Here is a 19,825-nt window from a genome sequence, read left to right as displayed (position 1 = left end):
TTCGTGCGTCCAGCACGAAGGTTTCTCGTTTGTCCAAAAGAGGAAAGAGCGGGCCAGCACAGTGATAAAGACGGCAGTTGCGCGACGTTACGCACAGGCACTCTTCGAGCTTCTCGATCCATCGTCCATAGAAGCCACAAGAGGTACCCTCGCTGGTCTCGGGCAGGCCATGAAGGAATCCGCCTCCCTCCGCCATGCGGTGGCCTCTCCCGCGTTCGGGGTCCATGACAAAATCGCCGTGTTGACGGAACTCGGCAGCCGTCTGGGCTGCCCTCCGGCCGCGAAGGCCTTTTTGGCTCAGCTCGTCAAGAAGCACCGGGTCGCATTCCTGCCGGAAATCGCAGAAGCCTTTGCCCATCTCGTCGATCGTTCAAAAGGCAGACAGCACGTGGTGGTGTCCTCGGCCGTCACACTGCCGTCGTCGGAACAGGAGCGCATCAAGGCTCGTTTGACCGACACGTTGAAACGCGAGGTCGACGTCGCCTTTCAGACCGATGCCGCCCTCCTGGCCGGTCTCCAGATTCTCATCGGGAGCCGAGTGGTCGACAGCACGGTTCGGGGGCGCCTGAATACCATACGAGCGGTGTTGACGCGCGAATAGCACCATAGAGGAGCAGCCATGCAGATCAAAGCGGACGAAATCAGCGCGATCATCAAAGAGAAGATCAAGGGCTTCGACAAGCAGGTCGACGTCAAAGAGACCGGATCAGTCATTCAAGTGGGCGACGGCATCGCCAAGGTCTATGGCTTGGACGGTGCCATGGCCGGCGAAATGTTGGAATTCCCCGGCGGTTTGTACGGCATCGCCCTCAATCTCGAAGAGGACAATGTCGGCGCCGTCCTGATGGGTGACGACGTCGGAATCAAGGAAGGCGATCCGGTGAAGCGCACCGGCCGCATCGCAGAGATTCCCGTCGGCGAGGCCCTGGTCGGCCGCGTTGTGAACGCCATCGGGCAGCCGATCGACGGGAAGGGACCGATCACATCGCCGCATTCATCGCGTATCGAGGTGGTGGCTCCCGGCGTCAATACCCGCCAATCGGTGCGCGAGCCGTTACAGACCGGCATCAAGGCGATCGATGCCATGATCCCGATCGGGCGCGGGCAGCGGGAGTTGATCATCGGGGATCGGCAGACCGGGAAGACCGCCATCGCCGTCGACACCATCATCAATCAAAAGGGCCTCGGCGTGTTCTGCATCTACGTCGCCATCGGCCAAAAGCGCTCGACCGTTGCCCGCGTGGTCAAGACTCTGGAAGAAAACCACGCCATGGACTACAGCATGGTCGTGTCGGCGACCGCCAGCGATGCGGCTCCGATGCAGTTCTTGGCCCCCTTCGCCGGCGCCGCAATCGGCGAATATTTTCGAGACCACGGCAAGCACGCGTTGATCGTCTACGACGATCTGTCGAAGCATGCGGTCGCATACCGGCAATTGTCGCTGTTGTTGCGACGACCTCCCGGACGCGAGGCCTATCCGGGCGACGTGTTCTATCTCCATTCTCGGCTGTTGGAGCGCGCGGCGAAGCTCAGCGACAAGCTCGGCGGGGGGAGCCTGACTGCGCTTCCCATCATCGAAACCCAAGCGGGCGACGTGTCGGCGTACATTCCGACCAACGTCATCTCGATCACGGACGGACAGATCTATCTCGGCAGCGACCTCTTCTACTCGGGCATCAGGCCGGCGATCAACGTCGGGTTGTCCGTGTCGCGTGTCGGGGGCTCGGCCCAAGTCAAGACGATGAGACAGGTGGCCGGAACCCTTCGCCTTGACCTCGCGCAATACCGGGAAATGGCGGCCTTCGCGCAGTTCGGCAGCGAACTGGACAAGGCCACGCAGCTGCAGCTCGCGCGCGGCGTGAGAATGGTCGAGCTGTTGAAGCAGGGGCAGTACAAGCCGATGCCGGTGAGTGATCAGGTGCTGTCCATCTATGCCGGGGTCAACGGCTTTCTCGACGATGTGCCGGTGGACAAGGTTCAGCAGTTCGAAGCCGATTTTCTCCACTACGTACAACAGCACCATGCGGAACTGAAGAAGGAAATCGTCAGCATCGGCAAGATCGATGATAAAGTCGGCGGCCGACTCAAGGAAATCCTCGCGACGTTCAAGCAGAAGATGGGATACGGCGGGAAGTAGCAGATCAGGGCAGTCTCTCTGCGGCCGATCAAAACGGCCATCCAACGAGGCCGCAGGGAGCCCGACGACTGAGGCGTACGGGGCATGTACGTCGCAAGGAGGAGGGCGACTGAGAACAAGGTTGGGGGCCGTTTTCATCGGATCGCATGCCAAGTTTACAAAGTCTGCGCAGGAAAATTGCGGCCTTCAAGAATACGCAGAAGATCACCAAGGCCATGAAAATGGTGGCCGCGGCCAAGCTCAAACGGTCGCAAGACCGTATCCTGGCGGCGAGACCCTACGCGCACAAGATGCGGAGCGTCATGGGGAGTCTCAGCCAACGGGTCAACCGCAAGGTCCATCCACTGCTGAGAAAGCATGAGGGCCGGAAAGTGGAGATCCTCGTCGTGACCAGCGACCGAGGGCTTTGCGGAGGCTTTAACGGAAACATCGTCAGGAAAAGTTCGGAATTCGCCCGGCAATGCGAGGCACGGGGCCTTCAGGCGAATCTGAGCATCGTCGGTCGCAAAGGCCGCGACTACTTCCGCCGTCGTAGTTGGACGATCAGACAGGAATGGACGGGCGTCTTCGACAAGCTCAGTTTCGAGCATGCCATCGATATCGGGGATGACCTGAGCCGCAACTTTGTGGACGGCAGCTTCGACGAATTGTATGTCGTCTACAACGAGTTCAAGTCCGCGATTCAGCAGCGGGTCATCGTCGAACAGCTCTTTCCGATCGATACAGCCGCCGAGTTCGGCTCAGCCCAAGCTGAAGGCACCACCGGCGGGAGTTATCTCTGTGAGCCGGACGAGGTGGAGATCCTGAGCGCCTTGGCGCCGAAGCACGTGCAAGTGCAGACCTACCGCATCCTGTTGGAGTCAGCGGCAGCCGAGCACGGAGCCCGCATGGCGGCCATGGACGGCGCGACCAGAAATGCCGGGCAACTCATCAGGAAGGTCACATTGTATTACAACAAGACTCGGCAGGCCGCCATCACCAAGGAACTGATGGACATTGTAGGAGGCGCCGAGGCGCTGAAGTAATTCACGCGGGTCCTGTCGCCGACCAGCCCGCTCGTCCTCGCACCCCGCCCGGTGTGGGGTCCCCGCTGCGGGTGCTTGGTGAAAGCCGCGTCTTGGCGCGGCAGGGACGGGCGGGTGAGAAAATCGCCCAGGTCGGCGCCACGCGCTCGAATAGAGCTGTGGTGGATGGACAAGGAAGGAGAAGAGCAGTGAGTACTGGCAAAGTCGTTCAAGTCATCGGACCGGTCGTCGACGTGGAGTTCCCTCCCGGACATCTTCCGAATATTTATAACGCCCTGAAGGTTCATCAGGAGGAAAACAAGGCGGCGGGTAGACCGGCGGTGCGTCTGACACTCGAGGTCGCGCAGCATCTCGGAGAAAACCGTGTGCGCGGCGTCGCCATGTCCTCGACCGACGGTCTGACCAGGGGTATGGATGTGCAGGATACCGGCGCCGCCATCTCTGTCCCGGTCGGTCGTGAGACCTTGGGCCGGCTCATCAATGTGCTCGGCGAGCCGGTCGATGAGAAGGGACCGCTGAAGGCGAAGAAAACCTACCCGATCCACCGGCCTGCGCCGAAGCTGGAGGACCAAGAGACGAAAACCGAGGTGCTGGAAACGGGCATTAAGGTCGTCGATCTGCTCGAACCCTACAGCAAGGGCGGAAAAGTCGGCCTCTTCGGCGGAGCCGGCGTCGGCAAGACCGTCATCATCATGGAGCTCATCAACAATATCGCCTTACACCACGGGGGATTCTCCGTCTTTGCCGGGGTGGGAGAGCGGACGCGCGAAGGCAACGATCTCTGGCACGAGATGCAGGAGTCCAAAGTCATCGATCCCGACGATTTTACGAAGTCGAAGGCCGCCCTCGTCTACGGGCAGATGAACGAGCCCCCCGGCGCCCGTCTTCGCGTCGGCCTCACCGGTCTCACCGTGGCGGAGTACTTCCGGGACGAAGAGAATCAGGACGTGCTGCTGTTTGTCGACAACATCTTCCGGTTCACGCAGGCCGGGTCGGAGGTGTCCGCACTACTGGGCCGCATGCCCTCCGCCGTGGGATACCAACCGAACTTGTCCACAGAAATGGGTGCGCTGCAGGAACGCATTACCTCGACCAAACGTGGGTCGATCACGTCGGTGCAGGCGATCTATGTGCCCGCCGACGACTTGACCGATCCCGCTCCTGCGACGGCCTTTGCGCACCTGGACGCCACAACCGTGCTGTCCCGGCAACTGGCCGAGTTGGGTATTTATCCGGCCGTCGATCCCCTCGATTCGACGTCTCGTATTCTTGATCCGCAAGTGATCGGCGAGGAGCATTACAAGGTTGCGCGCGGCGTGCAGTCCGTGTTGCAGCGGTACAAGGATCTGCAGGACATCATCGCGATTCTCGGCATGGACGAATTGTCGGAGGACGACAAGATGGTTGTGACCCGCGCACGGAAGATTCAGCGGTTCTTGTCGCAACCGTTCCATGTGGCCGAGGCCTTTACCGGCGCGCCGGGGAAGTACGTGAAACTCAAGGATACCGTCCGCAGCTTCAAGGAAATTCTGGACGGCAAATATGACCATTTGCCCGAACAGGCCTTTTACATGGTAGGACCGATCGAAGAAGCGGTCGCGAAGGCGGAAAAGATGGGAGTGAAAGTCTAGTGGCTGGAAAGATTCTGTTGGAAGTCGTCACGCCGGAAAAACAGCTGCTGAGCCAGCAGGTGGATGAAGTCATCGCGCCGGGCTCTGAAGGAGAGTTCGGGGTGTTGCACGGCCACTGTCATTTCCTTTCCACCTTGCGAATCGGTGAACTCCGCTATCGCACGGGTGACCGAACGTTTCACATGGCCATCCTCTGGGGCTACGCCGAAGTGACGCCCGATCGTGTCACCATCATGGCCGAGATCGCGGAAAAAGCCGAGGATATCGACGTGGACCGGGCACAGGCCGCCGTCGAATCGGCGGAGCGACGCCTGAAGGCCGGTGGTCTTCCCTCCGAACTCAAGGAGGCTGAAATCAGCCTCGAAAAAGCCCGCCTCCGTAAGAAGATCGCTGAACGAGCCGGCAAGAGCGGCCACGCCTAGGAATCCCGCAAAGCCGGGGGATGTTTCTCCGCTGCGGAGCACGAGCGTCGAGGTTTCCAAAAGGAAATGCCTCCGGAAATCGGCTCAAGGTCGGGTGAGTGACGTCATCGCCCTACACTCCAATCCACCCGGCGGCTCCACATCACGAACCTGCTCAGCTTCCATGCCATTTCCTCTTGACGCCAATTTGAAGGACGGGACAGCGATCGAATTGACCCTGGCAGGACAGGGGGATTTGTCGTTGCTCGCCACGCTCTATGAGAAGATCGTGACCGAGGGGACGTCGTACCCCCACGACCAGCTCCTTCGGGAAGAGGAATTTCAGGATTATTGGGTCAAGGGCAAGAGTACGGTGGTGGCCTATGAGCGGCCACGCAAGCCGAGCGGTGAATTGCTGGGCGCATTTTATCTCAAGCCGAACTGGCCTGGGCGGGCGAAGCATGTGGCGAACGCCGGCTTCATCGTCTCGCCGGACTGGCGGAATCGCGGCTTGGGTCGCCTCCTCGGCGCGACGATGCTGGACTATGCCCAGGTGCTCGGCTTTCGCAGTGTCATTTTCAATCTTGTCTTTTCTGAAAATCAGGTCGCGCGCCACTTGTGGGAGCAGCTCGGCTTTCGGGTACTTGGCGTGATTCCCGATGCCGTGCGTAAGAACGATGGTCGCTACCAGGACGCGCTCATGATGTTTCGCTCGTTGAGCTAAACTCAATCTTCCATGGCAGCCCGACAAGTCTGGGACCCTCAACAGTACGCGGAGCACGCGCGGTTCGTGACGGACCTCGGAGCCCCGCTGATCGACCTGCTGGCGCCCCAACCGGGCGAGCATGTCTTGGATGTGGGTTGTGGCGATGGGGTGCTCACCAAGCAGCTCATGGACCTGGGCTGCGACGCGGTCGGAATCGATGCGAGTCCCGCGATGGTCGAGGCAGCGAAGGCCCGTGGCGTCCCCGCCCAGGTGATGGACGGGCATCAGCTTCCCTTCCACGAGGCCTTCGACGCGGTCTTCAGCAACGCAGCGTTGCACTGGATGGTCAAACCCGACGAAGCGCTGCGCAGTATTCGACTGGCCTTACGACCTGGCGGCCGGTTTGTGGCGGAGTTTGGCGGGAAAGGCAACTTGACCAGGGTGCTGGCCGGGCTTCACACCATTCTCAAGACGTACGGCTGCGATTCCACCACCATTGAACCCTGGTACTTCCCGACCGCTGAGGAATATCGTTCCAGACTGGAGCGGCAGGGCTTCCGGGTCATCTCGATCGACTTGGTTCCTCGTCCGACGAATTTACCTGGGGATATCACAACCTGGTTGGAGATGTTCGCTCAGCCGTTCCTCGGCCTGATCCCGGACACGAGCCGCGCTGAATTCCTCCGGCGCGTGCGCGAGGCGCTGCGGCCTGAGTTGGCGACCTCCGATGGTCGCTGGACGGTGGATTACGTCCGCCTGCGCTGCCATGCCGTCAAGCCGACCGTTGGGTGAGGAGTACCTTCACGCCGCGGCCGTCACGGAATTTCGAGCAGCAGCCTGCCTGGGACATCGATCGCCGTGCCACATCGATCCCTCCACGACGGAGATTGGGATTTCTGCGGTCGATGCACAGGTCTGGCACGGCGCGTTCAGCAAGGACGAGTCGGCTTGACGGGCTGCAGGGGCATAGTCTACGCTCGAATTCCTAGCAGGCTGTTGATAAAGTTCGCCAGCGGCGTTCTCGCATCGCTCAGAGGCTCCATGTACAGAACTGAGTACGCTTCGCCACTTCGCTCGCTGCGGCCTTGCTGGACGGCCTTTCTGAACAGCCTGCGGGTGTTGTAGGCTTCTGGACGCCGGTTCGTTCTAAGCTCGCGACCGGCGATCGAGTGCGGTTTCAGCCGTATCAGAACTACAAGGAGTGACGATGACGTATTGTGTGGGGATCATCCTGGATTCGGGCTTGGTGCTCGCGTCGGATTCACGCACCAATGCCGGCGTGGATCAAATCGGCAACTTTCGTAAGATGACGGTCTTCGACCGCCCCGGTGACCGGATGATCGTCATGCTCAGTTCCGGCAATCTTGCCGTGACCCAGGGCGTGGTCGCCCTGCTGGAACAGCGGGCCCAGATGCATCAACAGAATATCTGGAACAGCGGGTCCCTGTACGAGGTCGCTTGTCTCGTCGGAGAGACCTTGCGCGAAGTCCACAAACGAGATGGGCCCTATCTCATGCAGCACAATATCGACGCGGGCGCCGGCTTTATTCTGGGAGGGCAGATCTGCGGCGAGCGGCACCGGTTGTTCAACATCTATACGGAAGGCAATTTCATCGAAGCCACCCCGGATACGCCGTTCTGCCAGAATGGCGAGATCAAGTATGGGAAGCCCATCCTCGATCGAGTGATCTCCTATTCCACCGGCCTGATGGAAGCGGCGAAATGCGTCCTGATCTCGTTCGACTCCACCATGCGCAGCAATATTTCCGTCGGCCCGCCGATCGACTTGCTCTGCTACGAGCGGGACAGCCTGAAAGTCGGACTCCAGCGGCGTCTCGGAGACCAAGACCCGTATTTTGACGATGTGCGTCGGCGGTGGGGATCTGGGTTAAAGCGCCTGTTCTCCGAGCTGCCCGATCCACACTGGGACAATTGATCCTATGAGCACCAGGGTCGCCCTGAGCCACCAGACCCATTATCGGTTTGATCGGCCGGTGAGCCTCTCCCCACATGAGATCCGTCTGCGACCCGCCCCCCATTGCAGGACCCGCATTCAGAGCTATTCGCTGAACGTTCATCCAGCCAATCATTTCCTCAACTGGCAGCAGGACCCCTATGGCAATTATCTGGCTCGCGTCGTTTTTCCGGAACGGACCACCGAACTGAACGTCGTCGTGGACGTCGTGGCCGACATGACGGTCATCAACCCGTTCGACTTCTTCATCGAGCCCTCCGCCGAACGTTTCCCCTTTGCGTATCAGCCGCGGCTGGCCAAGGAGCTGGCGCCCTTTCTTGAAGTGGACCCCTGCGGCCCGTTGCTCGGCGCATGGCTGGAACGATTCAAGGTCGGCGATCGCGCCGAATCGAGCGCGACCACCGACTTTCTGGTCCGGCTCAACCAACGGCTTCAAAAAGACATCGACTACATCGTTCGGCTTGAACCAGGCGTCCAGACCTGCGAGCAGACCCTTCAACTCTGCCGAGGCTCGTGCCGTGACAGCAGCTGGTTGCTGGTGCAGATTCTGCGGAACTTCGGCCTTGCTGCGCGGTTTGCGTCGGGATACCTGATTCAACTGGTGGCCGATGTGAAGCCGCTGGATGGACCGGCCGGGCCCAAGCAGGACTTCACGGACTTACATGCGTGGGCCGAGGTCTATATTCCCGGGGCCGGCTGGATCGGACTCGATCCGACCTCCGGCTTATTGGCGGGTGAAGGTCACATCCCCTTGGCCTGCACGGCCTCTCCGTCCAGCGCCGCTCCGGTGATCGGCAGCACGGATGTGTGCGAGTCCGGGCTGGACTTCCGCATGTCGGTGACGCGGATTCATGAAGATCCGCGCGTCACGAAGCCCTATACTGAGGAGCAATGGCGGGCCATCGAATGGCTGGGACGCCAGGTCGATGCCGATCTGCAGGCCGGCGATGTGCGCCTCACGATGGGAGGAGAGCCGACCTTCGTCTCGATTGACGATATGGAGGGGGCCGAGTGGAACACCGATGCGCTCGGTCCCACCAAGCGGAAGCGCGCCGGTGACTTGCTCAAACGTCTGAAGAACCGCTTTGCTTCTGGTGGCCTGCTGCACTACGGCCAGGGCAAGTGGTATCCGGGTGAAGTACTCCCTCGGTGGGCGCTGGGGTGCTATTGGCGGCTGGACGGCGAACCGGTTTGGCACGATCCGGCGTTGGTTGCCGATGAAGCAGTCGCCTACGGCTATTCGGCGGATCATGCGCAGAAGTTTGCGACGAGGTTGGCCGAACGATTGAGCCTCGATCCCGCTTTTGCCATTCCAGCCTACGAGGACGTCTGGCATTACCTGATGGAGGAACAGAAGCTTCCCATCAACGTGGACCCACTTCAACGAGATCTCAAGGATCCTGAACAGCGTCAGAGATTAGCGCGCCTGCTGGATCGAGGATTGGGTCAAATCACCGGCTATGTGCTGCCGTTGAGAGCGGTCGCACCGTCGTCTAGCCGATCTAGTCCGCGCAGGGCCCGCTGGATTTCCGGCCCCTGGCCGCTGAAGCGAGGGCGGCTGTACCTGTTACCAGGAGATTCGCCGATGGGCTATCGTCTGCCCTTGGCCTCACTACCATGGGCGGCCCCGGATGATGTAGACATCGAGCCGGAACAAGACCCACTGGAACTGCGTGAGCCGTTAGGACCAGCCGAGGCACTAAAACGCGCGTCGGGAACACAAGATCAACGGCAACTCGCGATCACCAGTTCATCGGCGATCGGTGAATCGACTCAGGGTACGCTCCGGACGGGGCTCTGTGTCGAGGTTCGCCAAGGACGGCTGCACGTCTTCATGCCGCCGCAGTCGTATCTGGAAGATTATCTCGATCTGATCAGCGCGGTTGAGCAGACTGCGGCTGAGTTACAGAGTCCGCTATGGGTCGAGGGGTATCCACCTGCCTATGATCCACGATTACAATCGCTCAAAGTCACGCCCGATCCAGGCGTCATTGAAGTCAACATTCACCCGGCCACGGGCTGGGACGAACTGGTCGACAACACGCGCATCCTTTACGAAGAGGCCCGCAGCTCCCGGTTGGGTACGGAAAAGTTCATGCTCGATGGCCGCCATACCGGCACGGGTGGCGGAAACCACGTCACATTAGGCGGCCTCACCCCGTCGGATAGTCCAATGTTGCGCCGTCCGGACTTGCTCCGAAGCCTCACTTCGTACTGGCTGAACCATCCGGGGTTGTCCTACCTGTTCTCCGGCATGTTTGTGGGGCCGACAAGTCAAGCGCCCAGGGTGGATGAAGCGCGCCACGATCACCTGTACGAACTCGAGATTGCGTTTCAGCAAATGGCGGCCAAGCAGGAGGCCGGGCAAGACCGGGTCACGCCCTGGCTGGTGGATCGCTTGCTGCGGCATCTGCTCGTGGATCTGACCGGCAACACGCACCGCGCGGAATTTTCCATCGACAAGCTCTACTCGCCTGATTCCGCGACGGGACGATTGGGCCTGGTGGAATTCCGGGCCTTTGAAATGCCGCCTCACGCGCGGATGAGCCTGACGCAGCTCTTGTTGCTACGCGCGCTCGTTGCAAAATTCTGGAAGCAACCCTATCAAGCTCAGGTCGTGCGCTGGGGCACTGAATTGCACGACCGGTTCATGCTGCCCCATTTCGTCTCGCAGGATCTGAAGGACGTGCTGTGGGACTTACAGACGGGCGGCTATGCCTTTCGCGACGAATGGTTCGCGCCGTTTCTGGAGTTCCGCTTTCCGCGATACGGGAGCGTGGTCTACGACAATGTCGAGCTGGAACTGCGGCAAGCGATCGAACCTTGGCACGTGCTGGGGGAAGAAGCGGCGGCCGGCGCCACCGCGCGCTACGTGGATTCGTCGGTGGAACGGATGCAGGTCAAAGTCAACGGCATGGTCGAGACACGTCACGTCGTCACGTGCAATGGCCGTCCGGTTCCGCTCCATCCGACTGGGACGAACGGCGAATTCGTCGCGGGAGTGCGGTATCGAGCCTGGCAACCACCGTCTGCCCTGCATCCGACCATCCCGGTACAGTCCCCGCTGACGTTCGATCTGGTCGATACCTGGACCGGCCGTTCCATCGGCGGCTGCACCTATCATGTAATGCATCCGGGAGGACGGAACTATTCCACGTTTCCCGTCAATGCAAACGAAGCCGAGGCCCGCCGCCTCACTCGCTTCTGGGACCACGGCCACACGCCCGGCCCAATGACCATCCAATCTGAAGCACGGAATCGCGACTTCCCCTTCACCCTCGATTTGCGACGGCGGCCGGAAGCCATCTAGCGTAGTGCCTCAGAAGTTCGTTCGTGGTGAGCCCTTCGATAAACCAACCGTTCGTCCTGAGGCTCTCGAAGGAGACGGTTGGTTTCCTCAGGACAGGCCCTTCGACTTCGCCCAGAGCAGGCCTGTCGAACCCTGCGGTGAGCTCGGTCGAACCGCATGAACGGAACTTCCTGAAATCGGGCGCCCTTCAACACGCTCAGGGCGAACGAATCAATGCCGGAACATGCGGGACACAACACTAGAAACTATCTCAAAATGACTGTTCCAGTAAGAACTGGTCATGCCCGCGAAAGCGGGCATCCAGAATGATCCGAAAAGACTGGATTCCCGCCTGCGCGGGAATGATGACAACAGACCCCATCCCATCATGAAACAATTTTGAGATAGGTTCTAGTCCGGCCCCGCGCAACCCTGCTGCCGCGTTCGCAAACCTCCAAGTGCATCCCTTGGCTGATTTCCTCGAATGAAACGGGTACACTGCGCCGGAACCGAGCCGGACACTCGCAGGCCATGCCCCGAATCTTCGACAACATCGAACAATCTCTCCTACCTGCTCTGCGCGCAACCATCCAGGTTGCCGACCGCGCGGATTTCTGTGTTGGATACTTCAATTTGCGCGGATGGAAGCAGCTCGACTCGCACATCGAACAATGGGCCGGCGGAGATGGCCATTGCTGCAGACTTCTCGTCGGCATGCAGCGGTTGCCACAGGACGAATTGCGTGAAGCGTTGAGCCTGATCAGTCGGGGTGGCGAGATAGACAACCAGACGGCAATTCGCCTTAAAAAGAAGCTCGCCGAAGAGTTCCGCGAGCAATTGAGCGTCGGCATTCCGACCAACGAAGACGAAGCCGGTCTACGCAAGCTGGCCGAACAGATTAAATCCAAGAAGGTCATTGTCAAACTGTTCCTCCGGCATCCTCTCCATGCCAAGTTGTACCTGCTGTTCCGCCCCGATCCCATCAATCCCACCGTCGGGTACCTAGGAAGCAGCAATCTGACGCTCGCAGGTCTTTCCAAGCAGGGCGAGCTGAATGTGGATGTCCTCGATCACGACGCCTGCCAGAAGTTGGCCAAGTGGTTTGAGGACCGATGGAACGACCGTTGGTGTGTGGATATATCCGAAGAACTCGTCCGTATTATCGAAGAGAGTTGGGCTCGGGAAGAACTTGCGCTTCCGTACCATATCTATATCAAGATGGCGTACCATCTTTCGCAAGAGGCACGGGCCGGGCTTTCTGAATTTCGAATTCCACGGGACTTTGGCAATCGACTATTCGAATTCCAGACGGCGGCGGTCAAAATTGCTGCGCATCACCTGAACAAGCGTGGTGGTGTATTGATTGGGGATGTTGTAGGGCTGGGCAAAACTCTTATGGCTACGGCTCTCGCCCGCATCATGGAGGACGACCACGGACTCGAAACGCTCATCATCTGCCCCAAGAACTTGGTCTCGATGTGGGAGGATTATCGCGCGCAATACCGGTTGCACGCGAAGGTGTTGTCCATCAGCCAGGTAGTGGGAGAACTGCCTGATCTGCGCCGATACCGCCTCGTGCTCATCGACGAAAGCCACAATCTGCGCAACCGTGACGGCAAACGCTATCGAGCCATTCAAGAATACATTCAAGCCAACGAGAGCAAATGCATTCTGCTCTCTGCCACCCCGTACAACAAAACCTATCTCGACCTTTCCAACCAGTTGCGTCTCTTCGTCAAAGAAGACAAAGACCTCGGCGTTCGTCCCGAACGATTAATTCGCGAGCTCACCGAAACCGAGTTTAGTCGACGGCATCAATGTCCCGTGCGCTCCCTGGCGGCGTTCGAGAAGAGCGACTATGCGGACGACTGGCGAGAACTGATGCGCCTTTACATGGTGAGACGCACCCGCAGTTTCATTCAGGACAACTATGCCCAGACCGACCCGGCCAGCGGACGGAGATTTCTCACCTTTGAGGATGGGAGCCGGTCGTACTTTCCCGTCAGAGTCCCAAGAACAGTGCCCTTTACGATTGACGATGCCAACCCCACGGACCAGTATGCGCGGCTCTACGCCGACGATATCGTCGATACCATCAACGCCCTCAATCTCCCTCGGTACGGATTGGGAAACTATGTCGCGGCGACACCGCATGAACCACCGACACAAGCGGAAGCGAGATTGCTGCAAGACCTGTCTCGCGCCGGAAAACGCCTCATGGGGTTCTGTCGGACGAATCTGTTCAAGCGTCTCGAAAGCAGCGGCCAGGCCTTTCTCCAATCCATCGAACGCCATATTCTCCGCAATCACGTCTACCTACATGCGATCGAACAGAAGAAGCCCATCCCCATCGGCACGCAAGATGCCGAGATGCTCGATGCGCGCATCTACGACGAAGATGCCGACGCCCCCGGAGCTAAGACGGGATTGTTTGAGGATGACGAGACCGATCATGAGCAAGAGCGGCCTCGAACAGGATCGCTAAGAACGGCCAAGGACTTCGCTCGTCGAGGAGCTGAGATTTACGAGGAGTTCGCTGGTCAATTCAAGCGGCGATTTAAGTGGGTGCCGCCAGGACTCCTTGTGAAATCGTTAGAGAACGATTTGCGGAGCGATACAGAGGCTCTACTAAACATCTTGCAACGCTGCGGTGAATGGGACGCGAACAAAGACGCCAAGCTTCAGGCCCTTGTCGCTTTGCTCATGAAGAAACACCGGAATGACAAAGTCCTGATCTTTACGCAATTTGCCGATACCGTCCGCTTCTTAGAGACTCAGCTCGCGGCTCGCGGAATCTCATCCTTGGCTGGTGCAACCGGAGACTCTCCGAACCCGACGGCCTTGGCGTGGCGGTTCAGTCCGGACAGCAATGAGAAGCGCGACAGACTGAAACCAGGCGAAGAGTTGCGAGTCTTGATTGCCACGGATGTCCTCAGTGAGGGGCAAAACCTGCAAGACGCGGCCGTCGTGGTGAATTTCGACCTGCCCTGGGCCATCATTCGCCTCGTCCAACGAGCGGGCCGAGTGGACCGCATCGGACAGAAAGCTGAGAACATCCTCTGCTACTCGTTTTTGCCAGCCGAAGGCGTCGAGCGCATCATTCGACTCCGAGCCATGGTGCGGCGTCGCCTGCAAGAAAATGCGGAGGTGGTTGGAACCGACGAGGCCTTCTTCGAGGATGATCGAAACGATCATGCCGTCCTCAATCTCTACCATGAGAAAGCAGGCATCCTGGATGGAGAGGCGGATACGGAAGTCGATTTGGCCTCCTATGCCTACCAAATCTGGAAGAACGCGATTACCGCCGATCCCGGCTTACAAAAGACCATTCCCGATCTGCCGCCCGTGATCTTTGCCACACGGGCGCATGATCCTACGGATAAGCAGCCAGGCGGGGTGCTGGTGTATCTCAGAACGGCCGAAGGCAACGACGCGCTGGCCTGGATCGACAAACACGGTACCGCCGTCACGGAGTCTCAGTTCGCCATCCTCCAGGCCGCGGCGTGTAGCTCAGACACCCCGGCTCTCCATCGCCAGGAGAACCATCACGAACTCGTCCAGAAGGGCGTCGAGTTGATTATCACGGAAGAGAAAACAGTTGGGGGACAATTGGGACGGCCTTCGGGGGCACGTTTCCGCACGTATGAACGCCTCAAGCGCTATGCGGAACATGTCAAAGGCACGTTGTTCGAGTCTCAGGAACTCCTGAAAGCGATTGATGAAATCTACCGCTATCCCCTCCGCCAAGCCGCCGTGGATACGCTCAATCGCCAACTCCGAAGCGGGGTGTCTGATGAAGCACTGGCACAACTGGTGGTTGCGCTCCGTGAAGAGGACCGGCTCTGTCTGATTCATGAGGAAGAACAGACCCAGGAACCACGGATCATCTGTTCCATGGGACTGGCAGGATCTTCAGAGTGATCTCAATGGCCAAACTCAACATCCCTAGAACTCGGTCGCTGCTCCAGAAATTCGAATTTCGGACCCTCTTTATAGAGGAATTGGGCTGGTCTCAACCATCCGTCCGAAAACCAACGTCTTTAATCCACGACGGAATACAGTTCGCGATTCAACAGATCGCGGAATTGTCCGGAGTCGTCGTGCTGGAAATCATGGCACAAGACGGCGCCATCCCCAACGCGAAGATCCGGGCGGCTGCCTACAAATCGATTGCCAGGCAGCATCATGAAAACCTCCTGATCTTTCTTGACCGGCACCGGACCCAAAGCCTCTGGTATTGGGTCAAGCGCGAAGGCTCGAAAACCTATCCGCGCGAGCATATCTACGTGCAAGGTCAGCCGGGAGACCTCTTCCTGAGCAAGCTGAGCGCCATGGTGTTCGACATCAGCGAGCTGGACGAATTGGGGCGTGTGCCAGTGGTCGAAGTCGCCGGCCGGCTCAGAGAAGCGCTGGATGTCGAGAAGGTCACAAAGAAATTCTATCGAGAATTCTCAGAACAACACCTGGCCTTCCTGGAATATATCCGTGGGATCGCCAATGAACGGGACCGCCGGTGGTACGCCTCCGTGCTCCTCAATCGGCTCATGTTTATCTACTTTCTTCAGCGCAAGGGCTTTATCGACAACGGCAATTTTGACTATCTCCAGACCAAGCTGGCAGAGACTCGGAAGACGGTAGGACCCAACCGGTATTTCGGAACGTTCTTGAAACTCCTCTTCTTCGAAGGCTTCGCCAAACCAGAGCAAGAACGCTCGGCGGAGGCGCGAGAGCGGCTCGGCTCGATACGGTATCTCAACGGCGGTCTTTTCCTGCAGCACAACATCGAGGAAGACAATCCCAAGATCGACGTGCCGGACAAGGCATTTGAAAATCTATTCGCCCTGTTTGAGCGGTATTCCTGGAATTTGAACGACACCCCAGGCGGAGAAGACAACGAGATTAACCCGGACGTTCTGGGGTACATCTTTGAGAAATACATCAACCAGAAAGCGTTCGGTGCCTACTACACGAGACCGGAAATTACGGAGTATCTCTGCGAAGCCACCATCTACCGGTTGATCCTCAACGCCATCAACACACCAGCGACAATCGAAACCCATCATATCCCTGGCGTGAAGAACTATCAGTATCAAAACATTCCTGACCTCATTATGGACCTGGATGCGCCGCTTTGCCGACAGCTTCTGAATGACGTGCTAGCTGGTCTCAGCCTACTCGATCCGGCTTGTGGGTCCGGCGCGTTTCTGGTCGCAGCGATGAAGACCCTCATCAACCTCTACGCAGCCATCATCGGGAAGATCAAGTTTCTAAACGACCGCAATCTGTCCGCCTGGCTGGCTCAGGCCGAGCGGGAGCACAAGAGCCTGAGCTACTTCATCAAGAAACGCATCATTACCGACAATCTCTACGGCGTGGACATCATGGAAGAGGCGACGGAAATCGCGAAGCTTCGTCTCTTTCTCGCCCTCGTCGCCTCCGCGGAAACTGCCGATCAATTGGAACCATTGCCCAACATTGATTTCAATATTCTGGCGGGGAACTCTCTCATCGGGCTACTACGTGTGGATGACCAGGACTTTGCCAAGTATGCCGACGATCTGGCGACCGCCAGTTACTTCAAGGATTATCGGCAGGCGCTCGCAGAAAAGAACCGCCTCGTTGAGACCTATCGGCACGCATCCGTGTATGCCGAAGACTTGCGACATCTTCGGCACGATATCGAAGACAAGAAACGGACAGCAAAAGGGCTCTTGGATCGACTACTACTCGATCAGTTTCAATCTCTGGGGATCAAATACGAAGAGGCCACCTGGGACGAGAAAAAGAATAAGGAAGGGAAGACGCACAAGCGTCCGCTATCGGAAACCGATATCCAAGAGCTGAAGCCTTTTCACTGGGGCTATGAATTCGACGAGATCCTCAACAAGAGAGGCGGGTTTGATGCCATCATCACCAATCCACCCTGGGAAATCTTCAAACCCATCGCGAAGGAGTTCTGCTACGAATATGATCCTGAGGTGGAGCGACGTGGCACAGACATCAAAGATTTTGAGAAGCGCCTTGTCAAATTGCTTGAGCAACCGAAAGTGCGGGAGAAATATCTTGCATATCTGAGCCGATTTCCCCACATCAGCGCGTTCTTCCGATCCGCTCCCCAGTACAAAAACCAAATCACCGTCGTGGATGGCAAGAAGGCCGGAACTGACATTAACCTCTACAAACTGTTCACAGAGCAATGCTTCAATCTTCTCCGACAGGGCGGGCATTGCGGCATTGTGATTCCCAGCGGAATTTACACCGACCTAGGCGCCAAGCAGCTCCGAGAAATGCTCTTCTCGGAGACCAATGTCACGGGCCTATTTGGTTTTGAGAACCGTAAGGAAATATTCGACGGCGTGCATCGAAGCTACAAGTTCATTGTTTTAACCTTCGAGAACGGGGGCGTCACCAAGCAGTTCCCTGCTGCCTTCATGCGACTCGATGTTCAGGAACTGGACCGGTTTCCTCAAGAGGGCGCCATCGAGATGTCCGTGGATCTTATCCGCCGGCTCTCTCCCGGTTCCCTGTCGATCATGGAGTTCAAAAACGATCTGGACGTTCGAATCGCCGAAAAGATGCTGCGGTTTCCACTGTTAGGTAACCAGGTCGAAGGAGCCTGGAATTTGAAGCTTACGGCAGAATTCCATATGACCAACGATAGCCGCCTGTTCAAGACTTCTCCTGGCCCAGGACGGTTACCCCTTTACGAAGGGAAGATGATCTGGCATTACGAACATGGAAAGAGCGGCATCCGGTACTGGATCAACGAGCGCGAGGGCGTAAATGAACTGCTCGCAGCAAGGGTCCGTGGTATCAGAACAATGCTGCGCCAACATGGATTGCCTGAAGAAGTGAATGAGGAGGAGATTATTCTTGGGTACAGCCATTACAGGGTCGGGATTCGCGCTGTGACTGGCGCAACTAATGAACGGACCTTGGTCGTTTCAGTGATTCCAAAGATGGTATTCGCCGGCAACTCTATTCTAGTCAGTCTCCCGGTTCGTGACGAAATTGAGGGGGAAACTTGGCTTCAAGCTGAGAATGACAACCCTCCGCGTCTACTCTTCGCATGTTCCGTGCTTTCGAGCTTCGCGGCAGACTGGTTCATTCGTCAGAAAATCCTGACGAACATGAACATGTTTTTCCTCTATGAGATACCGACTCCTCGTCTTACGGAGAAGAACGAGGCGTTCTGGCCGATTGTAGAGCGGGCAGCACGGTTGATCTGTACTACGCCTGAGTTTAATGACCTCGCAAAGGAAGTCGGCCTCAAGAGTCTCAAGGCGGGTGCGATAGACTCCACCGAGCGGGCGAAGCTCCGGGCCGAACTCGACGGCCTCATCGCACATCTCTACGGGCTCACGGAAGAAGAGTTCGCATATATCCTCACCACCTTCCCGCTGGTTCCTGATCCAGTGAAGGAAGCGGCACGCAATGCTTACCGCGATGTGGAGCGAGGACTGGTCCGATGAGAACGCGGTTCCTTCGATCATTCCGCCTCAAGCATTTCAAGGCTGTGAGGGATAGCGGCCCCGTCCGCTTCACACCATTGACCGTCTTCATCGGCAACAACGGTTCCGGCAAGAGCAGCATCACAGAGGGCTTAGAGACCCTCCAAGCGATTGTTGAGCGCGGCTTGGATGTTGCCATGCAACCCTGGCGAGGTTTTGAACATGTGTGGCATCAGGGAGTTCGGCGGAATATCAGGAGGACTGGCGAGAGACGCCCATGCTTTGAGAATCCAATGAGTTTTCAACTTGCTGGGCGTTCAGCCTTGGGTCCATTCACCGCCGCTCTTGTCCTCAATGCTGCTCCCGGGACAAACGAGATCTTCATTGAACACGAGGAGGTGAAGGTTCCGAACCAACCTACAATGGTTCGCGACTCAAAGGGACGAATGACACTTCGCGTCCCAGGTGTGGAACCGAATAGAAGAGTCTTTAGCGATGGCCAAGCCGGCATTGTGGGATCTCTGGGAAGTGAAATATCGAGCTGGCAGTTTGTGTCCCTCATCCCCCAATCCATGGGAGCCCCGGTTCCCCAGCACCGGACCGGTGGCCAGGTCCGGTTGAACAAGGAAGGGGCAAACTTGGCCGATTATCTCTTAAGCATTCGCAGGCTCGATCAGGCGGCGTTCGACGGCATCGTAGAGACACTGCAACACGTCTTGCCATACGCCAAGGACTTACAGCCTGCTCTGACGTCAGAATTAGAACGGACTGTCTACCTCCAGTTGTCGGAAGCGGATTTCAAAGTTCCTGGTTGGCTGTTATCGACCGGCACCCTTCGGATTCTCGCGTTCCTCGCGCTGTTTCGTCATCCGACTCCGCCGCCTCTGATTGTGATCGAAGAAATCGAAAACGGGCTCGATCCCCGAACTCTACACTTGCTCGTGGATGAAATTCGCACCCTCGTTGAATCAGGGCGTTCGCAGGTCATTGTCACGACCCATTCGCCCTATCTTCTGGATCTTCTGGACCTCTCCCACATCATCATGGTCGAGCGCATTGATGGCCAACCCACCTTTACGCGGCCAGCGGACCAGAAGGCCTTACAGCGCTGGGCGCGTGACTTCAGCCCGGGACGTCTCTACACGATGGGCCTATTCAACAAGAAGCACGCCCGATGAAAGTCGGGATGATCTTCGAGTGCGGTCCAGCC

General features: G+C 58.0%; 12 protein-coding genes. All 12 read left to right on the top strand.

All coding sequences use genetic code 11. The features are described from left to right. Window positions 1-61: 61 nt before the first annotated feature. Window positions 62-601 (top strand): ATP synthase F1 subunit delta, encoded by a 540-nt coding sequence (gene atpH, locus P0111_16565; protein ID MDF0645645.1) that lies wholly within the window; start codon window positions 62-64, stop codon window positions 599-601. 18 nt (window positions 602-619) lie between these two features. Further along, window positions 620-2,137: a F0F1 ATP synthase subunit alpha gene (gene atpA / locus P0111_16560; protein ID MDF0645644.1), complete on the top strand. Its 1,518-nt coding sequence runs from the start codon at window positions 620-622 to the stop codon at window positions 2,135-2,137. Window positions 2,138-2,283: 146 nt separating this feature from the next. Further along, window positions 2,284-3,162, top strand: coding sequence for an ATP synthase F1 subunit gamma (gene atpG, locus P0111_16555; protein MDF0645643.1), 879 nt, complete (start codon window positions 2,284-2,286; stop codon window positions 3,160-3,162). A gap of 188 nt (window positions 3,163-3,350) precedes the next feature. Then, window positions 3,351-4,793, top strand: coding sequence for a F0F1 ATP synthase subunit beta (gene atpD, locus P0111_16550; protein ID MDF0645642.1), 1,443 nt, complete (start codon window positions 3,351-3,353; stop codon window positions 4,791-4,793). Beyond that, window positions 4,793-5,215: a F0F1 ATP synthase subunit epsilon gene (locus P0111_16545; GenBank protein MDF0645641.1), complete on the top strand. Its 423-nt coding sequence runs from the start codon at window positions 4,793-4,795 to the stop codon at window positions 5,213-5,215. Before atpD ends, P0111_16545 begins: the two co-directional genes overlap by 1 nt. 163 nt (window positions 5,216-5,378) lie before the next feature. Next, window positions 5,379-5,918, top strand: coding sequence for a GNAT family protein (locus P0111_16540; GenBank protein MDF0645640.1), 540 nt, complete (start codon window positions 5,379-5,381; stop codon window positions 5,916-5,918). Between the two features lie 12 nt (window positions 5,919-5,930). Continuing rightward, window positions 5,931-6,692, top strand: coding sequence for a methyltransferase domain-containing protein (locus P0111_16535; protein ID MDF0645639.1), 762 nt, complete (start codon window positions 5,931-5,933; stop codon window positions 6,690-6,692). Window positions 6,693-7,107: 415 nt separating this feature from the next. Then, window positions 7,108-7,836, top strand: coding sequence for a proteasome-type protease (locus P0111_16530; protein ID MDF0645638.1), 729 nt, complete (start codon window positions 7,108-7,110; stop codon window positions 7,834-7,836). Between the two features lie 4 nt (window positions 7,837-7,840). Further along, window positions 7,841-11,185, top strand: a complete 3,345-nt coding sequence (locus P0111_16525) for a transglutaminase family protein (protein MDF0645637.1) — start codon at window positions 7,841-7,843, stop codon at window positions 11,183-11,185. A 510-nt stretch (window positions 11,186-11,695) separates the two neighbouring features. Beyond that, window positions 11,696-15,085, top strand: a complete 3,390-nt coding sequence (locus tag P0111_16520) for a helicase-related protein (protein ID MDF0645636.1) — start codon at window positions 11,696-11,698, stop codon at window positions 15,083-15,085. Between the two features lie 5 nt (window positions 15,086-15,090). Beyond that, window positions 15,091-18,636, top strand: coding sequence for a hypothetical protein (locus tag P0111_16515; protein ID MDF0645635.1), 3,546 nt, complete (start codon window positions 15,091-15,093; stop codon window positions 18,634-18,636). Window positions 18,637-19,166: 530 nt separating this feature from the next. Further along, a complete protein-coding gene (locus P0111_16510) occupies window positions 19,167-19,793 on the top strand; it encodes an ATP-binding protein (protein MDF0645634.1) in 627 nt (208 codons plus the stop codon). Window positions 19,794-19,825 lie beyond the last annotated feature (32 nt).

Source organism: Nitrospira sp. (assembly GCA_029194535.1).
In the GTDB taxonomy this organism is placed as follows: Bacteria; Nitrospirota; Nitrospiria; order Nitrospirales; family Nitrospiraceae; genus Nitrospira_C.
This window is presented reverse-complemented; position numbering and strand designations above follow the sequence as displayed.

What these genes read in the sequence shown, in the direction of transcription:
- atpA (MDF0645644.1), top strand. Translation starts at nt 620, where the DNA reads ATGCAGATCAAAGCGGACGAAATCAGCGCGATCATCAAAGAGAAGATC.
- atpG (MDF0645643.1), top strand. Translation starts at nt 2,284, where the DNA reads ATGCCAAGTTTACAAAGTCTGCGCAGGAAAATTGCGGCCTTCAAGAAT.
- P0111_16540 (MDF0645640.1), top strand. Translation starts at nt 5,379, where the DNA reads ATGCCATTTCCTCTTGACGCCAATTTGAAGGACGGGACAGCGATCGAA.
- P0111_16535 (MDF0645639.1), top strand. Translation starts at nt 5,931, where the DNA reads ATGGCAGCCCGACAAGTCTGGGACCCTCAACAGTACGCGGAGCACGCG.
- P0111_16530 (MDF0645638.1), top strand. Translation starts at nt 7,108, where the DNA reads ATGACGTATTGTGTGGGGATCATCCTGGATTCGGGCTTGGTGCTCGCG.
- P0111_16525 (MDF0645637.1), top strand. Translation starts at nt 7,841, where the DNA reads ATGAGCACCAGGGTCGCCCTGAGCCACCAGACCCATTATCGGTTTGAT.
- P0111_16520 (MDF0645636.1), top strand. Translation starts at nt 11,696, where the DNA reads ATGCCCCGAATCTTCGACAACATCGAACAATCTCTCCTACCTGCTCTG.
- P0111_16515 (MDF0645635.1), top strand. Translation starts at nt 15,091, where the DNA reads ATGGCCAAACTCAACATCCCTAGAACTCGGTCGCTGCTCCAGAAATTC.